We start from the raw sequence: 15,518 nt of genomic DNA, 5'->3' as shown, positions 1-15,518 counted from the left end.
CTGAACCGGCCACTTTAGTGGCCAACTGAACCCGGGACCGCGTTAGCGGTCCCGCTTGCCGCTTTGAGCGGCTCACACTCAACGGGCCGCGTCAGCGACCCGCCCGGCCGCTTTGAGCGGCCAACACCATAAAGCCCCCGGCTCTGCCGGGGGATATTTACTAAGCCAGCAAACCACGATCTAGACAGTGATATCGCAAGCACGCTAGAATACTTTTTGAGGATTCGCGGTAATACTCAAATTCACGGAAGTAAAACGTCACATTTTGCAACGGCGGGATGTGACACATGTTGCAGGCTGTGTCAGGCATGAACGTTCGTTCTCTGCCCTGCGCCTGACCAGCGGCTTGCCTTCCGCGATGAAGCGCGCCGCCAGAATCAGTGTACCCGTGGCGAATTCCTTGCCGTGCGCCGCAATCATTTCCTCGGCAATCTCGCCGACACGCTCAAAGAGGCGGTCCTTGGATGTGTCTTCCTCTCTCATTCGCGCCTCGCCTGTTCCCTGAACAGCGCGCCGGGCAGCGAAAGCGCGCCAATGTCGCCGTCATCGGTTCCGACTGCCAGGCAGTCCCCGTCCGGAGAGAACGCCAACGCACTGACCGCCCCTTCGGCCGGTGCAAGGATCAGCAGCAGGCCTTCGGTGTTTGGCTGAAACAGCGCTACCGTGCCGTTGGCATATCCCGCCACCATCAGCGGGCGGCGCGGATGGCCCGCAAGGTGGGTGACAGAGGACTGGTTTCTTAAACCAAACGGCTGCATCGCCGATTCGGGGGGCAGCCACCGTGCAAGCCGGCCTTCGCGTCCGGCTACGAAACCATCCCCGGCGAGCGGCGCCTGGCACGCAGCACCGTTCTCCAGCCTCATGTCGCAGACCTGTCCTTCGTGCCAGGCGCGCATCAAGCCGTCCAGGGTCGTGGCCACAAGGGTGTCCTGGTCACCGCCCCAGCACAAGCCATCGACCTGGCCCGGCATCGGACGAAGGCGCGGGCTTGCGCCGCCCGCCCACAGGGTGACGCCAGCCGGGTGGCCGATCGCCAGTTCGGCGCCCGCCGGATGCAGCGCCAGCGCTGATACTGCTCCGGGCAGCGAAATCCGCGGCACCGCCCCGCCAATCCGGTGCACGGTGTCGCGAATCGCACAGGCGCGCCATTGGCCCGGCCCCGCGGCCAACATCGTTACGGGCCCATCAAAGTAATCAAGCGCCCGCATCTCGCCATCCAGGCGCACGCGGGCTACCCGCCCGTCCGAGCCACCGGTCAGGAAGCCACCATCAGGGTCCGGGGCGATCACGTCGCAGGTGCCGCTGTGCGCCTTCGCCCTGGCGTCCGGCGGCACGGGCACGCTGGCCGGAACCAGTTCCACATTGCCTGCGTCACGACGTTTCACCGTCGGGCCACCGTCCCAGGCAGGATGGACCAGCGCGACAGTTCCGTCCGCCAGCCCGAAGCCGGCAACCCGGGTCCGGCGATCCCAGGCAACCGCCAGCACAGCCGAGCCGACGCGCCAGCGTCCACCCAGCATGTCCAGCAGAGGGCGCGACGGGGACGACTCCGGGTCGGTCACAGGCCGGTCCTTTGAAGAAACGTCATCATTGTCACGGCACCAGGACCGCCCTGCCCTTGACCTTGCCGTTATCCCATCTTATTCACGGGTGAGTCGGGAATTGACGGAAAGCCTTTTTGAATCATGAATTTGCGGGCGATTACCTTATCGCGGGTTCTTGCCACAGCCCAAAAGGACGAAACCCCTGGGATTCCTACGATGTTGGCTACAGTGGGCCATTGCCGTGAATAAGATGGGTTATGCAGGTCATGCAGGGCCTGGTTGGCCTCGCTCAGCCGGTACTCCTTGGTGGCAAGATGGACCAGGCCACGATCAGCCAGCGCCATCAGTTCGACCAATTCGGGATAGGTGCCGACCAGATTGCCGATGATGGTTTTTTCAGAGGTAATCATGTCGATCGTCGGCAGATCGATCTTTCCGCCGTATCCGACGATGTAGTAATATCCGGCGTTGCGGGTCATCGTCAGTCCCTCGGCCGCCGCGCCGTTTCCCTTGGTGATTTGCAGAACGTTTTCCACGGCATTTCCGTCGCCCTTCACCACGTGGTGGGCGCCGCATTCCCTGGCCAGGGCCAGGGCCGCATCGGACCGGTCAACCACGATGATTTCGGCCGCGCACAAAGCCCGCAATGCCTGGATGCCGATATGGCCCAGCCCGCCCGCACCGATGCAAACGGCGTACTCGCCGGGCAGCGGGTGACGCGATGCCTTTTTCGCCGCGCGGCACGCGGTCAGCCCGGCATCCGTGTAGGGCGCGACATCCTTCGGCGCGAGTGATTTCGGCAGCTTGATCAGGCTGCGTTCCCCGGTGGCAAGGTACTGTGCGTAGCCGCCGTTCGCGTTGATGCCGGGGAAGCGGCTGTCTGTCGCGTGCATGTCGTCGCCACGGCGGCAGGCAAGGCAATGACCGCTGGTGACCAGAGGACGGCAGATCACCGCGTCGCCGACCTTGACGCTCTCCACGCCCTTGCCGATCTCCTCGACCCAGCCGGCGTTTTCGGGGGCCATGATGTAGGGCAGCTGGACATCCACCTTGCTGCGCCAGATCCCCTCGATAATGTGCAGGTCGGTGCGGCACACACCGGCCCCGCCGATGCGCACGATAACATCCGTCGGTTTCGCGATCCGGGGGTCCGCCACATCCTCGTAGCGGACGAATTCCGTGCCGCTGAGCGACTCGTCGAACGCATGCAGCACCGCTGCTTTCATGCTTTTCCTCCTCCCGTCCTGATCGTGCCGTCTGCGCGGCTATGGGAACGTATGAAAACGCATGGGAACGTTTGCAACTGTCATGCCACTGGCAAAGCCCCGTCACAGCTTGCTTTTATTTTGCTGTGTTGTTGCGTCACGGAGCATCATCGACAACCGGGTGTACCAATTCTGAACACACGCAGAGTTCACACCGTGCGTGAGGGAAAGCGTGATCTAACCGCGGGCTCGAAAAATCGGACGTCAGATCCACATTGAAACCAGGGAGGAGCCGCGATGCATATCTCGGCTGAAGATCGGTTGCTGCGCGCCCGCAGAATGCTGGAGCGGCAGGGTGTGGCCGCGGCGTCTTTGCTGCCGCCGCCAATCGCCGAAAGCTGGATACGCTGTCTTGCCGCAGGGCTGGACCCGCGCAAGCCGCCGCCGCAGATCGTCGTTGACGATGCCCTCAGGTCTCCCCTCATTTTTGGTTACGGGCCAAATTGGACACGGCCAACTGCGCTTGGTCAGCCCAGCCTCGTTGCTTATCAGCCCAAGCAACAACTCGCGTCTACATCGCGCCGTGCCCTGCAACGCGTCAACACGTCTGTCTTTTCGTTTCAGCCGGTCCGAGCTAACCAACTGAATTCGCCGACTTAATATGAGGGGAGACCTGAGGACGATGCCACCCTTCGCGAGGCCAGGCAGCGCCGCGATCTGCTTCGTCGCCTCGCGCAATGCGAGATGGAGAACCTCTACCACCAGATCGCCGGCAGCAACTTCATGATCGCGTTCGCCGGCGCTGATGGGATCCTGCTTGATACCATTACAGACCAAAGCTTCGGCGACACCGCCGCGGCCAGCAGCATCCGTCCGGGGACGATCTGGACCGAAGCAAGTTGCGGCACCAACGCCCTTGGAACCGTCGCCCACACGGGCACACCGCTAATGGTGCACGGTGCCGAGCACTTCTTTGCGCAACACGGCGCGCTGACATGCATAGCGGCGCCAGTGTTCGATGCCCAAGGCGTCCTGGCCGGAGTGCTGGACGCATCGTCGGATTGCCGCTCCCGCCAGCAGCATACTCGCGCGCTTGTTTCAATGGCAGCAACACAGATCGAAAGCGGCTTGTTCCGGGAATGTCACCGCTCCGAGGTGCTGATCGTCCTGCACAGCCGCCCGGAGTACCTGCACCCTCAGCGCTGGTCTTCTGGCCGTTGACCCCGGCGGCATGATACTTGCCGCCAATACCAGGGCGCGGTACCTGTTGCAGGGCCTGCCCGTGAGCCGTGGCCGGCGTATCGAGGATCTTTTCAACGTCTGTATCGCCGATCTGCTGCGCGCCGCATGCGACAATGCGCCAGTGCGCCTGGAAGACCGGGTAGGCAGCGTGTTCGCAGCCCGACTGGAAAACGTGCGCGTTGTGCCGTCCGTCACGGTCAGGGCGCCGGAGCGCCCACGCCCGCCGGCTGGCTTCGTTGCCGACGATCCTGGCGTCGAGTCCGGGCTGCGTACCCTCGAGAAGGCCGCGCAGCGCAAGCTGCCGATTCTGCTGACCGGAAAGACCGGTACGGGGAAAGAACGGTTCGTCCGCCTGGCGCATGCGGCCAGCGGCAGGAAAGGCGCGTTCGTCCCGGTCAATTGCGTCGCGCTGGCGGAAACGCTCGCCGAGGCCGAGATCTTCGGCCATGCAGACGGCGCCTTCCGGCGCGCGGCGGGGCGGTACTCCGGGCCTGGTGCAGGAGGCTGACGGCGGGACCCTTTTCCTGGACGAGATCGGGGAAATGAAGCCGCCGCTGCAGGCCGTGCTGCTCCGCCTGCTGGATGACTGGTCGGTCCGTCCGGTCGGCGGCGGCAAGTGCCGGCAGGTGGATGTCCTGCTCATCGCCGCAACGAATCTCGATCTGGCCGCCGCGGTTCAGGCCGGCCGGTTCCGCGCCGACTTGCTGTACCGGCTGGGCATCGAGGAGATCGCCTTGCCTCCGCTGCCGGCCAGGGCAGATTTTCCCGCGATCGTGCAAGAGCTTCTGCATGGCATCGCGCCGGAATGGCAGATCGACGACGACGCCGTTGCCGCCCTGCGCCGTCATGCCTGGCCTGGCAACATCCGCGAACTGAAAGCAGTCCTGACCCGCCTGACGTTGATCGAGGCGACAGGCACGATCAATGCCTTCATGGTGCCCGAACCCGGCGCCGGATCGGCCGAACAGGCCCATGAATGCTCGTTGCGCGCCGTCGCGACCGACCGCATCCGTGCGGTGCATGGGGAAACGGCAGGCAACATCAGCGAGACTGCCCGTCGCCCGGGGGTTTCCCGCAATACCGTGTATCGCGCCCTGCCGCCTGATCTGTGTCAGCGCCACGCGGCGGCACTGACCGAATAGGACATGCACGGCATTTGTCCCGTCTCAACGTGCATTTCGCGTCCCGCCGCATCTGTTTCGATAAAAATACAGAGACGTGATGGCGGATGATCTGGATATCGGCGATGGCATCGAGGCCATACTCTCCGATCCAGAATAAGGTCCAATGACGATCGGCGCTTTGCTCTCATTTTCCGTTATGCACCGCAACTCGTGAACAACAGGCTGCGCAGCACCCCCGTATCCTGGACGACATCAATCCGGAATACAGACAACGGGTTCAGCAGCCATGTGGACAAGCAAGATGTTTTCGCCTTCTCGAAGATATCTCAATTGGATCGTGAAGAGAGGGCGCACTGTTACCGGCGGTCTGGCGCTGACGACCGTGTTTGTTGGGTTCATCGCGGTTCTGGCCCTGTTCAACGACGATCGTAACGCTTATCAACTCCCGAACACGCCGTATTTCAGTAATGGCTACGAATGGTGGTGGCATTCGTTCGTAGCCCGCTCCCGGGCAGACGGATCGCTTCGACCTTTGTTTATAGAATATTTCGTCATCAATCCAGGGTTGGGGCAATCGGATGTCGTGCCGGGTGGTGGCGGCCGCCGCCCGTCATATGCGAAGCTGATGGCCGGAACATGGGGCGAGCACAAAGCCGTGCTCGAGGCGCTGTTTCCTGTCAGCGCCTTCACGGCATCACGCGAAATCATGGATGTCCACCTTGGATCGAACTGGGCAACCGACACCGAACTCCACGGGGAAATCAACGGCCGGGCCGACGACACCGGCCCACCGCAGCACATGGCCTGGAACCTGCGGGCCGAGAAGGTGCTGCATTATGATGTTGGCTTTCTGGGCGGACGACTCTTTCAATGGCGTGGTGCGTTCGATATGCAATGGCACGTGCGGGGTATGCGGACCCGATACGCGGGAACCGTGACATGGAATGATACCGTCTACGATGTCGAACCTGACAGTTCGTATGGTTACCAGGACAAGAACTGGGGACGCGACTATACAGAACCGTGGTACTGGCTCAGCTGCAACGATTTTGTCAGCAAGATCACCGGCCGGGTTGTGCCATTGACAAGCCTGGACGGCGGCGGCGGCACGCCGAGGATCTATGGCTGGGCCGTCGGGAAAGACAAGCTTCTGATCGCTTTGCGTTACCAAGGTGCCCTGTGGGAGTGGAACTTCACCCACCTGCTGAACCTGCCCGAACAGAGCCTGGTCGTCCGGGAGGAAAACGATCGGGGCTTTCGATGAATGCGTCACATGCGGCCGTTATTTGCGGTCGGCCCCAAAATCGGCGCCTATGCGGCTTATCCGGGCCACGACGCGCGGGGAACGTGCCCCGCCGCCGCGCAAGCCTCTGAATTCCCGTTTGTTTCCGAAATGTGTGCATCCCGTAAGGTATGATCCCGGGCGCGATGCCGATCGGCACGGCTCACCATCGCACCGGGCGCGCTCACCCGCGCCAACAGACGCCGGCCAGGCAGGCCGCTACATCGGCTCCTTGATGCCGCTGCGCAGTAGCCACCAGTTCACCGGATAGGCGGTGGCGAAGCCGAACATCATGGCGATCTGCATCATGAACCAGAATTCGGGCGTGTCCGTTTCAAGATTCGCGCCGAAGCCGATGCGGAAAATGACGAAATAGGCGATGGCCATGAAGCCGTACATGCCAACCTGCCAGGCCGTCAACGACAGCGTGTCGGCCTTCACCGCCGCCCAGATCCCCTTGCCGAAGGACAGGCCGCGCATCGGTGCGATGGTGAAATACTGGAAGACGATCCCGAACGCATAGGCGAACAGGTAGTCCACGATCCAGACGGCGAAGATCCGGTGGCGGAAGATGCTTTGCCAGCCAAAGGCGACGGCGATGGCGGGAAAGCCGAAGACCAGCCACTCGGCGCAGATGTCGCCCAGGGTGCAGCCGCTGCCGCAGTGCAGGGCGGCATTGCCGACCATAATGGGGAATGGCGTCAGGCGCTTGTTCGGCGGCGTCTCGTCGTTCTCCATGGCGGGATGCATCCTGGCGTGCGTCGCGAGGCGGCCGTAGGTGAAGTATTGCCACAGGACCCAGGCGGTGCCGAACAGCGCCGTCACCGGCCAGACCACGTTCATGATCCCCATGTGCTGGGGATGCCGGATCTCGTCGATCGCGATGATGATGGCGCAGGCGGCGCCGAACGCGAGATACGCGATCGAGAGGTTATGCAGCCACAACGGTGTCATCGTGCTTCCTTTGCATGATCCGCGGCGGCGTCCCGGCTTGATGGGTGCCGCCGCAAGGCGCGGGCAGCCGGTGTCGCCGCGGGTGCGCAGCGTTCCGGCGCCCCGGGTGCCAGCAGGTCCGGCTCAGATGGGAGGCGGCGGCACCGCTGGCTTGCCGCCGGTGCCGGCGATCGCCGAAACGTCATGAAGGGCGGCTAACGCCGGCGGGCATCCGGCCGCAAAGCCCAGCGCGGCGCGGGCAAGCAGGAGCGCTGCCGCCAGAGCAATCCGCACAGGTCCCGTCATCCCGCGCAAGGTGAGATCCGCCTCCATCACCGCCTGGAAGCTTCAATGCGGATAGCGGGCTCCGGTTGCGCCGGGGCGGCCCGCTACTCCGGCCGTGCCATACCCTCGAACATGAAGGTCAGCGGCCTGGGGCCAGGCACGTAGCCCGTGGCGAGGCCTTCGATCCGGAACCCGGCCGCCTGGATCAGCGCGTCCGGCTTGCGGTTCAAATGGCAGCCGCCGCCGATGCGCTGCCAGGCAGGCGTCAGCCGATCCTGCCACCACCGGACACTGGCGTCCGGCGCGAGGCCGTGCTCGACGAAGAGCAGCGCGCCACCCGGCCGCAGGACACGGCGCGCCTCCCGCAGCGCCTGGGCCGGATCTGCGACACTGCACAGGGTCCAGGTGGTCACGACGGTGTCGACGCTGTGGTCCGCGACAGGCAGGCGCTCGCCCGTCGCTTCGAGGAGTTCGACCGGGACCCGCGCGCCCTGGACGCGGCCCTGCGCCATGCGGAGCAGCGCGGGCGACGGATCGATCCCGACCACCGTGGTCACCCCGGCCCCATAGAAGCCGAGGTTCAACCCTGTCCCGATGCCGAGTTCCAGCACGCGCCCGGCAGCGGCGGCCCCAATTCGCTGGCGGAACGGTACCAGTGCCCGGTTCCGCATGGCGAGCGCCACGAGCCGCGGGAGGATGAAACGGTCATACAGATTCATCGTGCCTCAGCCCCCGGACAGCGGGTATTTCAGCAACGCCGCGATGCCATGCACTCGCACGATGGTCGGCGGTAGCCGTGGCAGCCACCGGAGATAGGGCCGGGCGATGACCATGGCAAATCGCAAGCAGGTTGAGACGACCGTGCCGGATCGACGGCGATAGCCCGTGGCGGCGTGGCAGTGGAGCCATGATGTCGCCTCTGACCCGTCAGGGTTCCGCCCAGATGGTAACGGGCCGCGGCGTTGGCGGCGCGAGCCGTTCCCACACCGTTATGGCCCGGCTCGTTGTACGGACCATGACGGTGAAGACAGGCCAGCCGTGCGCCCCAACCTGCCTGCGGCTTGCGGAGGCGTTGCCTCGTCCAGGCACAGAATCCAGAGCATGTAGCCACCGTCAGCGCATTCGGGCAGGCGGCGAAGCGTCGCTACCGGGCCGCGACCAGTTCGGCAATCGCAGTGCCCACGTCCGCCGTGCCCGCCTGGCCGCCCATGTCGCGGGTCTTCGGGCCGCTTTCGCGCAGCAGCGTCTCGATCGCCGCAACGATCGTCCGGCCGGCCTCGGCCTCCCCCAGGTGCTCCAGCATCAGCGCGGCGGACCAGATCTGGCCGATGGGGTTGCAGATGAACTTTCCCGCGATATCGGGCGCGGAGCCGTGCACCGGCTCGAACATCGAGGGGAACCGGCGCTCCGGATTGATGTTGGCCGACGGCGCGATGCCGATCGACCCCGCCACCGCCGGGCCGAGGTCGGACAGGATGTCGCCGAACAGGTTCGATCCCACAACAACATCGAACCAGTCCGGGTGCTGCACGAAATGCGCGCACAGGATGTCGATGTGGTACTGGTCGGTGCGGACATCCGGATACTGCTGCGCCATCGCCGCGAAGCGCTCGTCCCAGTACGGCATGGTGTGGATGATGCCGTTTGATTTCGTTGCCGACGTCACGTGCTTCTTCGGCCGGGTCATGGCCAGGTTGAACGCGTATTTCAGGATCCGGTCGGTGCCCTGGCGGGTGAACACGCTCTGCTGGGTGACGAACTCGCGGTCGGTGCCCTCGAACATGCGGCCGCCGACGGCGGAATACTCGCCCTCGGTGTTTTCCCGCACCACGTAGAAATCGATATCCGCCTCGGTGCGATCCGCCAGCGGCGTGCGCACGCCCGGCATCAGCTTGCAGGGACGCACGTTGGCATACTGGTCGAAGCCGCGGCGGATCGGGATCAGCAGGCCCCACAGCGAGACATGATCGGCCACGCCCGGCCAGCCGACGGCGCCCAGCAGGATCGAATCCGATTGCGCCAGTTGATCCAGCCCGTCCGCCGGCATCATCCGCCCGGTCTGCCTGTAGGTCTCGCACGACCAGTCGTAGTGCGTCAGGGTCAGGTCGAAACCGAAGCGCCGGGCGGCGGCGTCGAGCACCTTCAGCGATTCCGGCACCGTTTCCTTGCCGATGCCATCGCCGGGCAGCACTGCGATACGGTGGGTACGCGTCATCGAGCGGATTCCTTTTCCGGGCGTGCTCCAGGGATAAACGCTCCGCCCGCCGCCGCCAAGAGCCGCCTCCCGGCCCGCGATGTGCCTGAAAATCGCCTGACGGGTTCTCGTTTTCCCGACGGCTGTGCTAGGACGTCGGATGACGCGGTCTGCCATCGGCCGTCCGGGTCGAAGCACGTGGCAAAAAGTCACGGCAGTGAACAGGAGGATGTCATGGAAGTTGGGATTGTCCAGATCATGGCGGGTTTCGGCCTGCAAGGGGTCAGCGACCAGCAGATCTACGACGAGGAAGTGCGCCAGGCGGTGCTGGCCGACGAACTCGGCTACGAGCATGTCTGGGTCGTCGAGCACCATTTCGAAGACTATTCGTTCTGCCCTGATAACTTCGTCTACCTCGCCAACATCGCGGCGCGGACGAAGCAGATCCGCCTGGCCACCGGCGCCGTCATCCTGCCGTGGAACATCCAGCCGCTGCGCGTGGCGGAAAAGGCCGCGCTGCTGGATACGCTCAGCGAGGGCCGCCTGATCCTCGGCCTCGGCCGCGGCCTGTCGCGGCGGGAATTCGGCCAGTTCGGCGTCGCCATGGAGGAATCGCGCGAGCGCTTCGACGAAATGGCGCCGATGATCCTGGACGCGCTGGAAACCGGCGTGATGGAGGAGCACCACGGCCGCTTCTTCGACCAGCCGCGCGCCCCGCTGCAGCCGCGCCCGTTCAAGAGCTTCCGCGACCGCACCGCGCAGGTGGCGATGAGCAGCGATTCCATCGACGTCGCGGCACGGCTCGGCGTGCAGATGATGTCGTTCTTCTACAAGCCGAACGAGGTGCACAGGGCGGAGTTCGACAGCTACCGCGCAACGTTCCAGAAGCAGTACGGCAAGGCGCCGAAGCCGCCGCTGCTGGCGCTGATGACCGTCTGCGACGGCGACGCGGCGCGGGCGAAGGAGAATGCCGAGAAATACTGCGCGGTGTACTTCCACTCGATCGTACATCATTATGAAATGATGAGCGACCACTTCGCGAAGACGAAGGGCTATGCCGAATACGGCGTCGGCGCCGAGGCGATGCGCGCGGCGGGACTGGAAGAGATGGTGAAGGGCTACGTGAACCAGCAGCTGTGGGGCACGCCGGACCAGATCCTGCGCAAGCTGGAGGCGCTGCGCGCCGATATCGGCGACGTCGGCTGCCTCACCGCCGTCCGCTTCGGCGGCTCGCCGTATGAGGTCAGCGAGCGCTCGCTGCGCCTGTTCGCCAAGGAGGTGCTGCCGGTGATCCGCGAGTGGGGCGCCCCGGCGGCGCCGCGCCAGGCGGCCGAGTAGAGCGGCAGGCTGTTGCGTCCCGTCATGGCGGGCGAACACGGCACGGCGTCTGTTCCCGTCATGCGGCCAAGCCAGCCATGACGGGGCAGAAACGGCCGTGATCCGGGCATCGCGACCGCGACGCGGCCTTTGTGTTGAGCGCGGTGCCCGCCGCCCCCACCGGCGGCTGGGGGTCAGGAATCACCTGCAGCGCCGTTCTTTGTTTCAGTACTGCATTTTAACACGGAGAAAGAACGAGGGCCGCGAAGGGCCACGGAGTCAGCCAGCCGGCGGCGCCGGCAGCGTGACGGCGGAAAATGGGCGAGGCCGTTGCTCCTCCGTCGTGGCCGGGTGGGTCCCGGCCGCCCACCCCCCGCGGTTGCAGCGCGGATGGCCATGACGATGGAGAGACGACCGCCCCCGTCAGTGCGTCGATGTCCAGCCCTTGTACTCGCCCACGTTTTCCCGCGTCACCAGCTTGCTGTCCATCAGCAGCAGGTCCTTCGCCGGCTTCTTGCCGTTCAGCAGCCCCACGCCCTCCTGCACCGCCAGCCGCGCCATCAGGAACGGGTCCTGGCTGGCGGTGGCGACGAACTGCTTGGCGTGCGGGTCCTTCAGCGCGGCCTCGGCATCCGGCGCGCCGTCCACCGAGGTGATCGGGAAATTCGTGCGGTGCATCTGCCGCGCCGCCAGTTCGGCGCCGATGGCGGTCGGGTCGTTGATCGCGAACACCCCGTCAACCGTCGGGAAGCGCGTCAGCAGCGACTGCATCACCGCCAGCCCGCCTTCGCGCGAGCCCTTGGCATCCTGGTCCGACGACAGCAGCTTGACCTTGGGGTGCTTGCTGATGACGTCCTTGCAGCCGTTCACCCGCTCGATCACCGAGGACACCTGCGGGCCGTTCAGGATGATCATGTTGCCCTTGTCGCCCATCTTGTCGATCAGGTACTGGCAGGAGATCGTCCCCGCCTGGACGTTGTTGGTCTCGACCGTGGCGTTCGCGCCCTGCACGGCGGTATCGACCGCAACGACGATGATGCCGGCCGCCTGCGCCCGTTTCACCGCCGGCTCGATCGCCTTGGGATCGCCGGGATTCAGCAGGATCAGGTCAACCCCGGCGGCGATGAAATTGTCGATCTGCGTGTTCTGCTTGCCCAGGTCGTAGTCGAAGCCGACGGCCGTCACCTTGACGTTCGGGTTGGTCTTCTTCGCCTCGAACGTTGCGCCCTTGGCCAGCGCCACGAAGAACGGATTGCCCATCGAGCCCACGGAAATCCCGATCGCCTTCAATTCCTTGGCGGCGGCGACACTGGTGCCGATGACCAGCGCGGCGCCGGCCAGCAGGATTGTCTTCAGCATGGTTTCCTCGTTCCCTTGGTTGACGTTTCTTATGTCCGAGCCGAGCCGCGCAGCCGGTAGCGGTCGAGCGCCACGGCGCCGATGATCACCGCGCCCTTGGCGATGTACTGCCAGATGTCGGTGACGCCCAGCAGGATCAGCCCGTTGGTCAGCACTGCGATGATCAGCGCCCCGATCAGCGTGCCCCAGATGCTGCCGATGCCGCCGACGAAGCTGGTGCCGCCCAGGATCACCGCGGCGATCGCGTCCAGTTCATAGGATTGGCCAAGCTGCAACCCGTTGGCGGCATACAGCCGGGCCGCCTGCATCACCCCGCCCAGGCCGGCCAGCAAACCGGAGATGCCATAGACGAACAGCAGCACCGCCCAGACCTTGATCCCCGACAGCCGCGCCGCCGCCTCGTTGCCGCCGACGGCATAGACGTGCACGCCCAGCACCGTGCGGCGCAGCACCAGCCAGGACGCCAGGATCACCAGGAAGGCGATCACCACCAGCCACGGTATCGAAAAGAGGTTGCCGAACGACAGCGAGCTGTTGCCGATGAAGGCAAACGGCAGGTCCGCGTTGAACACCGTGGTGTCGCTGCCCAGCAGCCGCGCGAAGCCGCGCACCGCGGTCAGCGACCCCAGCGTGACGATGAACGGCGGCAGCCGCAGGAAGGCGATTAGCGCGCCGTTGACCAGGCCGATGGCCCCGCCCATCAGCAGCGCGGCCAGGATGCCCAGGTCGCCGAAATTCAACGACACCAGCAGGCCCGTCACCGCCGAGGCCGCCAGGATCGAGCCGACGGACAGGTCGATGCCGCCGGTCAGGATGACGAAGGTCATGCCGGCGCCCAGCACCGCGTTGATCGACGCCTGCTGCGCGACGATCGACATGTTCTGCCAGGTCAAGAACCGGCCCTCGCCGGTGAAATAGACACAGGCCGCCTGGATCAGGATGCCCAGGATGATCAGCACCGGCAGCATGCCGATGGCCCGGACGAAGGACCGCATCTGCGCCTTGCGGAGCTGCAGCTTCGCCGGCTTCACGTCGTCAGTGGTGATGTCGCTCATGCCGCCACCTTTTCGATCGCCACGCCCGTTGCCAGGGCCATGATGCTTTCCTCGGTGATGTCGTGGCCGGCGACCTCCCCGGTCGTCACCCCCTCGCGCATCACCACCACGCGATCGGCGATGCCGACGATCTCGGGCAGGTCGGAGCTGATCACCAGCACCGCGGCGCCGCGTTGCGCGAGGTCGTCGATGATGCGGTAGATCTCCGACTTGGCGCCGATGTCGACGCCGCGTGTCGGCTCGTCCAGGATCAGGACTTTCGGCTCGGTCTCCAGCAGGCGCGACAGCAGCACCTTCTGCTGGTTGCCGCCGGACAGCGCGCCGACGGTGATCTCCGGCCCGGGGACGCGGATGTTCAGCGCCTTGATCGCGGCGCGCGAGCGGGCGCGGGCGCGGGCGCGGTCCAGCCAGCCGAGCGCCTTCGCGTCGCGGCCGATGACGCCCAGGTTGATGTTGCCGCCGACGGACATATCGAGGAACAGGCCCTGCGCCTTGCGGTCCTCGGTCAGGTACACCACGCCGGCGTCGATCGCCTCGCCGGGGGAGGCGAACGCGACCGGCTGGCCCAGCAGCTTCACCGTTCCCGCGGTGCGCGGCTCGGCGCCGTAGATCAGCCGCGCCAGTTCGGTGCGGCCGGCGCCGACGAGGCCGGCGAGGCCCAGCACCTCCCCGGCATGCAGCGTGAAGCCGGCGCGGCGGACGCGGTGGCCGTCGGCCATGTCGGCGACCTCCAGCACCGGCGTGCGGGCGCCGGCGGGGCGGTGTTCCTTCTTGTAGAAGGATGACAGGTCGCGGCCGACCATCATGCGGACGATGGCCTCGGGGGCGACTTCGTGGCGGTCGAGCGTGCCGACATAGCCGCCGTCGCGCAGCACCGAAACCCGCTCGGCCAGTTCGTACACCTCGCCCATGCGGTGGGAGATGTAGATGATAGCCAGGCCCTCGGCCTTCAGGCGGCGGATCACCTGGAACAGCCGCTCGGTCTCGCGGCTGGACAGCGCGGTCGTCGGCTCGTCCATCACCAGGATGCGGGATTTCTGGTGCACGGCGCGGGCGACCTCGACCATCTGCTGCTCGGCGATCGACAGGTCGCCGACGACGGTGCGGGGACCGAAGGTGGCGCCCAGACTTTGCAGGATGTCGGCGCAGCCCGCGGCCATGGCCGCGCGATCGATGCGCCCGCCGCGGTGCGCCTCGCGGCCGAGATAGATGTTCTCGGCCACCGTCAGGTTGGGCGACAGCGCCAGTTCCTGGTAGATGATGGCGATGCCGTGTTCCTTGGCGGACAGCGGCCCGGTGATGTGGACCGGCTTGCCGTCGATGAGGATCTCCGCGCCGGGGTCCGGGGTGTAGGCGCCGGAGAGGATCTTCATCAGCGTTGACTTGCCGGCGCCGTTCTCGCCCATCAGTGCGTGCACCTCGCCGGGATAGATGGTGAGCTGCACGTCCCGCAGCGCCTTGACGCCGGGGAATGTCTTTGACACGTGCTGCATCTGCAGGATGGGCCTGACATCGGGCGCGGTCATGCGATGCACTCCCGATCGGCGCCGAGGGGTTGTGGCGGCGCGATCTCCCGCACGAATGTTGTTGCGGATGCGGTTCGTTGAACAGCCTGCGAAAGCGGCATGGCCGGACGCTCCCCTGGTTGACGGTTGATCCGCCGGATTCGTAGTTTCAATCTTCGACAGTTATGGCAGCGGCCGCATCTGTCAACATAAGACGCGGTGACCGGCGAAATGGCCCGTACGGGCGGTTCCGGCGGCCGGCCGTTGGGGTTGCGGGTGACGAAATATTTCATAAAAAGGGACGGAACCGAGCTGCGGCAAGCCATGGTGCGAGGTCGTCTTCCCTCCGTCACGGCCGGGCGTGTCCCTACAGGATGCACAGATCCTGGAAACGGTCCGCCGCGGCTGCGACCCATGCCGTCATGGCCGGTGCGGGTTTCACCGGCGGCAATCAAGCGAACACGGAGTTCCAC

The 15,518-nt window shown here is 65.4% G+C and carries 14 protein-coding genes and 1 pseudogene; 6 read left to right on the top strand and 9 right to left on the bottom strand.

Features of this window, described 5'->3' with window-relative positions; all coding sequences use genetic code 11:
* Positions 1–258 precede the first annotated feature (258 nt).
* From CCS01_RS17495 to CCS01_RS17485, 3 genes are all read right to left on the bottom strand, one after another.
* Complete coding sequence (locus tag CCS01_RS17495; RefSeq protein WP_104520064.1) at positions 259–483, bottom strand: hypothetical protein; 225 nt, start codon at positions 481–483, stop codon at positions 259–261.
* Complete coding sequence (locus CCS01_RS17490; RefSeq protein WP_158258458.1) at positions 480–1,487, bottom strand: WD40 repeat domain-containing protein; 1,008 nt, start codon at positions 1,485–1,487, stop codon at positions 480–482. Before CCS01_RS17490 ends, CCS01_RS17495 begins: the two co-directional genes overlap by 4 nt.
* Before the next feature lie 143 nt (positions 1,488–1,630).
* Complete coding sequence (locus CCS01_RS17485; protein ID WP_104520062.1) at positions 1,631–2,770, bottom strand: NAD(P)-dependent alcohol dehydrogenase; 1,140 nt, start codon at positions 2,768–2,770, stop codon at positions 1,631–1,633.
* Positions 2,771–3,046: 276 nt separating this feature from the next.
* Here CCS01_RS17485 and CCS01_RS32950 point away from each other — a divergent pair, with 276 nt between their 5' ends.
* The 5 genes and pseudogenes from CCS01_RS32950 (at position 3,047) to CCS01_RS17465 (ending at position 6,379) form a co-directional block, all read left to right on the top strand.
* Positions 3,047–3,409, top strand: a complete 363-nt coding sequence (locus CCS01_RS32950; RefSeq protein WP_146101823.1) for a hypothetical protein — start codon at positions 3,047–3,049, stop codon at positions 3,407–3,409.
* Positions 3,410–3,466: 57 nt separating this feature from the next.
* On the top strand, positions 3,467–3,970 hold the full coding sequence (locus CCS01_RS17480) for a GAF domain-containing protein (protein WP_338049988.1): 504 nt from the start codon (positions 3,467–3,469) through the stop codon (positions 3,968–3,970).
* A 10-nt stretch (positions 3,971–3,980) separates the two neighbouring features.
* Positions 3,981–4,677: pseudogene (locus tag CCS01_RS36325) on the top strand (sigma 54-interacting transcriptional regulator); the annotation flags it as partial.
* Between the two features lie 15 nt (positions 4,678–4,692).
* The gene (locus CCS01_RS36320; protein ID WP_456307606.1) at positions 4,693–5,133 is read left to right on the top strand and encodes an AAA-type ATPase lid domain-containing protein; all 441 of its coding nucleotides are present in this window, start codon (positions 4,693–4,695) and stop codon (positions 5,131–5,133) included.
* Between the two features lie 268 nt (positions 5,134–5,401).
* Positions 5,402–6,379: a tocopherol cyclase family protein gene (locus tag CCS01_RS17465; protein WP_104520058.1), complete on the top strand. Its 978-nt coding sequence runs from the start codon at positions 5,402–5,404 to the stop codon at positions 6,377–6,379.
* Positions 6,380–6,616: 237 nt separating this feature from the next.
* Here CCS01_RS17465 and CCS01_RS17460 read toward each other — a convergent pair whose 3' ends face one another.
* The 3 genes from CCS01_RS17460 to CCS01_RS17445 form a co-directional block, all read right to left on the bottom strand.
* A complete protein-coding gene (locus CCS01_RS17460) occupies positions 6,617–7,351 on the bottom strand; it encodes a DUF4396 domain-containing protein (protein ID WP_104520057.1) in 735 nt (244 codons plus the stop codon).
* A 368-nt stretch (positions 7,352–7,719) separates the two neighbouring features.
* Positions 7,720–8,334: a class I SAM-dependent methyltransferase gene (locus tag CCS01_RS17450; protein WP_104520055.1), complete on the bottom strand. Its 615-nt coding sequence runs from the start codon at positions 8,332–8,334 to the stop codon at positions 7,720–7,722.
* Between the two features lie 425 nt (positions 8,335–8,759).
* Complete coding sequence (locus CCS01_RS17445; RefSeq protein WP_104520054.1) at positions 8,760–9,830, bottom strand: tartrate dehydrogenase; 1,071 nt, start codon at positions 9,828–9,830, stop codon at positions 8,760–8,762.
* Between the two features lie 213 nt (positions 9,831–10,043).
* Here CCS01_RS17445 and CCS01_RS17440 point away from each other — a divergent pair, with 213 nt between their 5' ends.
* A complete protein-coding gene (locus CCS01_RS17440; RefSeq protein ID WP_104520053.1) occupies positions 10,044–11,147 on the top strand; it encodes an LLM class flavin-dependent oxidoreductase in 1,104 nt (367 codons plus the stop codon).
* A gap of 402 nt (positions 11,148–11,549) precedes the next feature.
* On the opposite strand, the gene CCS01_RS17435 is transcribed toward CCS01_RS17440, so the two are convergent.
* From CCS01_RS17435 to CCS01_RS17425, 3 genes are read right to left on the bottom strand one after another with little or no spacing between them, the layout of a single operon-like run.
* Positions 11,550–12,485 (bottom strand): ABC transporter substrate-binding protein, encoded by a 936-nt coding sequence (locus tag CCS01_RS17435; RefSeq protein WP_104520052.1) that lies wholly within the window; start codon positions 12,483–12,485, stop codon positions 11,550–11,552.
* 29 nt (positions 12,486–12,514) lie between these two features.
* On the bottom strand, positions 12,515–13,540 hold the full coding sequence (locus CCS01_RS17430) for an ABC transporter permease subunit (protein ID WP_104520051.1): 1,026 nt from the start codon (positions 13,538–13,540) through the stop codon (positions 12,515–12,517).
* A complete protein-coding gene (locus CCS01_RS17425; protein WP_104520050.1) occupies positions 13,537–15,066 on the bottom strand; it encodes a sugar ABC transporter ATP-binding protein in 1,530 nt (509 codons plus the stop codon). The genes CCS01_RS17430 and CCS01_RS17425 overlap by 4 nt, the downstream gene beginning before the upstream one ends.
* Positions 15,067–15,518 lie beyond the last annotated feature (452 nt).

It is taken from the genome of Rhodopila globiformis, assembly GCF_002937115.1.
Classification (GTDB): Bacteria; Pseudomonadota; Alphaproteobacteria; order Acetobacterales; family Acetobacteraceae; genus Rhodopila; species Rhodopila globiformis.
Note: the sequence above shows the minus strand (reverse complement) of the source record. Positions and strands in the feature narration are given on the sequence as shown.

What these genes read in the sequence shown, in the direction of transcription:
- CCS01_RS17495 (WP_104520064.1), bottom strand. Translation starts at nt 483, where the DNA reads ATGAGAGAGGAAGACACATCCAAGGACCGCCTCTTTGAGCGTGTCGGC.
- CCS01_RS17460 (WP_104520057.1), bottom strand. Translation starts at nt 7,351, where the DNA reads ATGACACCGTTGTGGCTGCATAACCTCTCGATCGCGTATCTCGCGTTC.
- CCS01_RS32950 (WP_146101823.1), top strand. Translation starts at nt 3,047, where the DNA reads ATGCATATCTCGGCTGAAGATCGGTTGCTGCGCGCCCGCAGAATGCTG.
- CCS01_RS17445 (WP_104520054.1), bottom strand. Translation starts at nt 9,830, where the DNA reads ATGACGCGTACCCACCGTATCGCAGTGCTGCCCGGCGATGGCATCGGC.
- CCS01_RS17465 (WP_104520058.1), top strand. Translation starts at nt 5,402, where the DNA reads ATGTGGACAAGCAAGATGTTTTCGCCTTCTCGAAGATATCTCAATTGG.
- CCS01_RS17440 (WP_104520053.1), top strand. Translation starts at nt 10,044, where the DNA reads ATGGAAGTTGGGATTGTCCAGATCATGGCGGGTTTCGGCCTGCAAGGG.
- CCS01_RS17450 (WP_104520055.1), bottom strand. Translation starts at nt 8,334, where the DNA reads ATGAATCTGTATGACCGTTTCATCCTCCCGCGGCTCGTGGCGCTCGCC.
- CCS01_RS17425 (WP_104520050.1), bottom strand. Translation starts at nt 15,066, where the DNA reads ATGACCGCGCCCGATGTCAGGCCCATCCTGCAGATGCAGCACGTGTCA.
- CCS01_RS17430 (WP_104520051.1), bottom strand. Translation starts at nt 13,540, where the DNA reads ATGAGCGACATCACCACTGACGACGTGAAGCCGGCGAAGCTGCAGCTC.
- CCS01_RS17435 (WP_104520052.1), bottom strand. Translation starts at nt 12,485, where the DNA reads ATGCTGAAGACAATCCTGCTGGCCGGCGCCGCGCTGGTCATCGGCACC.
- CCS01_RS17485 (WP_104520062.1), bottom strand. Translation starts at nt 2,770, where the DNA reads ATGAAAGCAGCGGTGCTGCATGCGTTCGACGAGTCGCTCAGCGGCACG.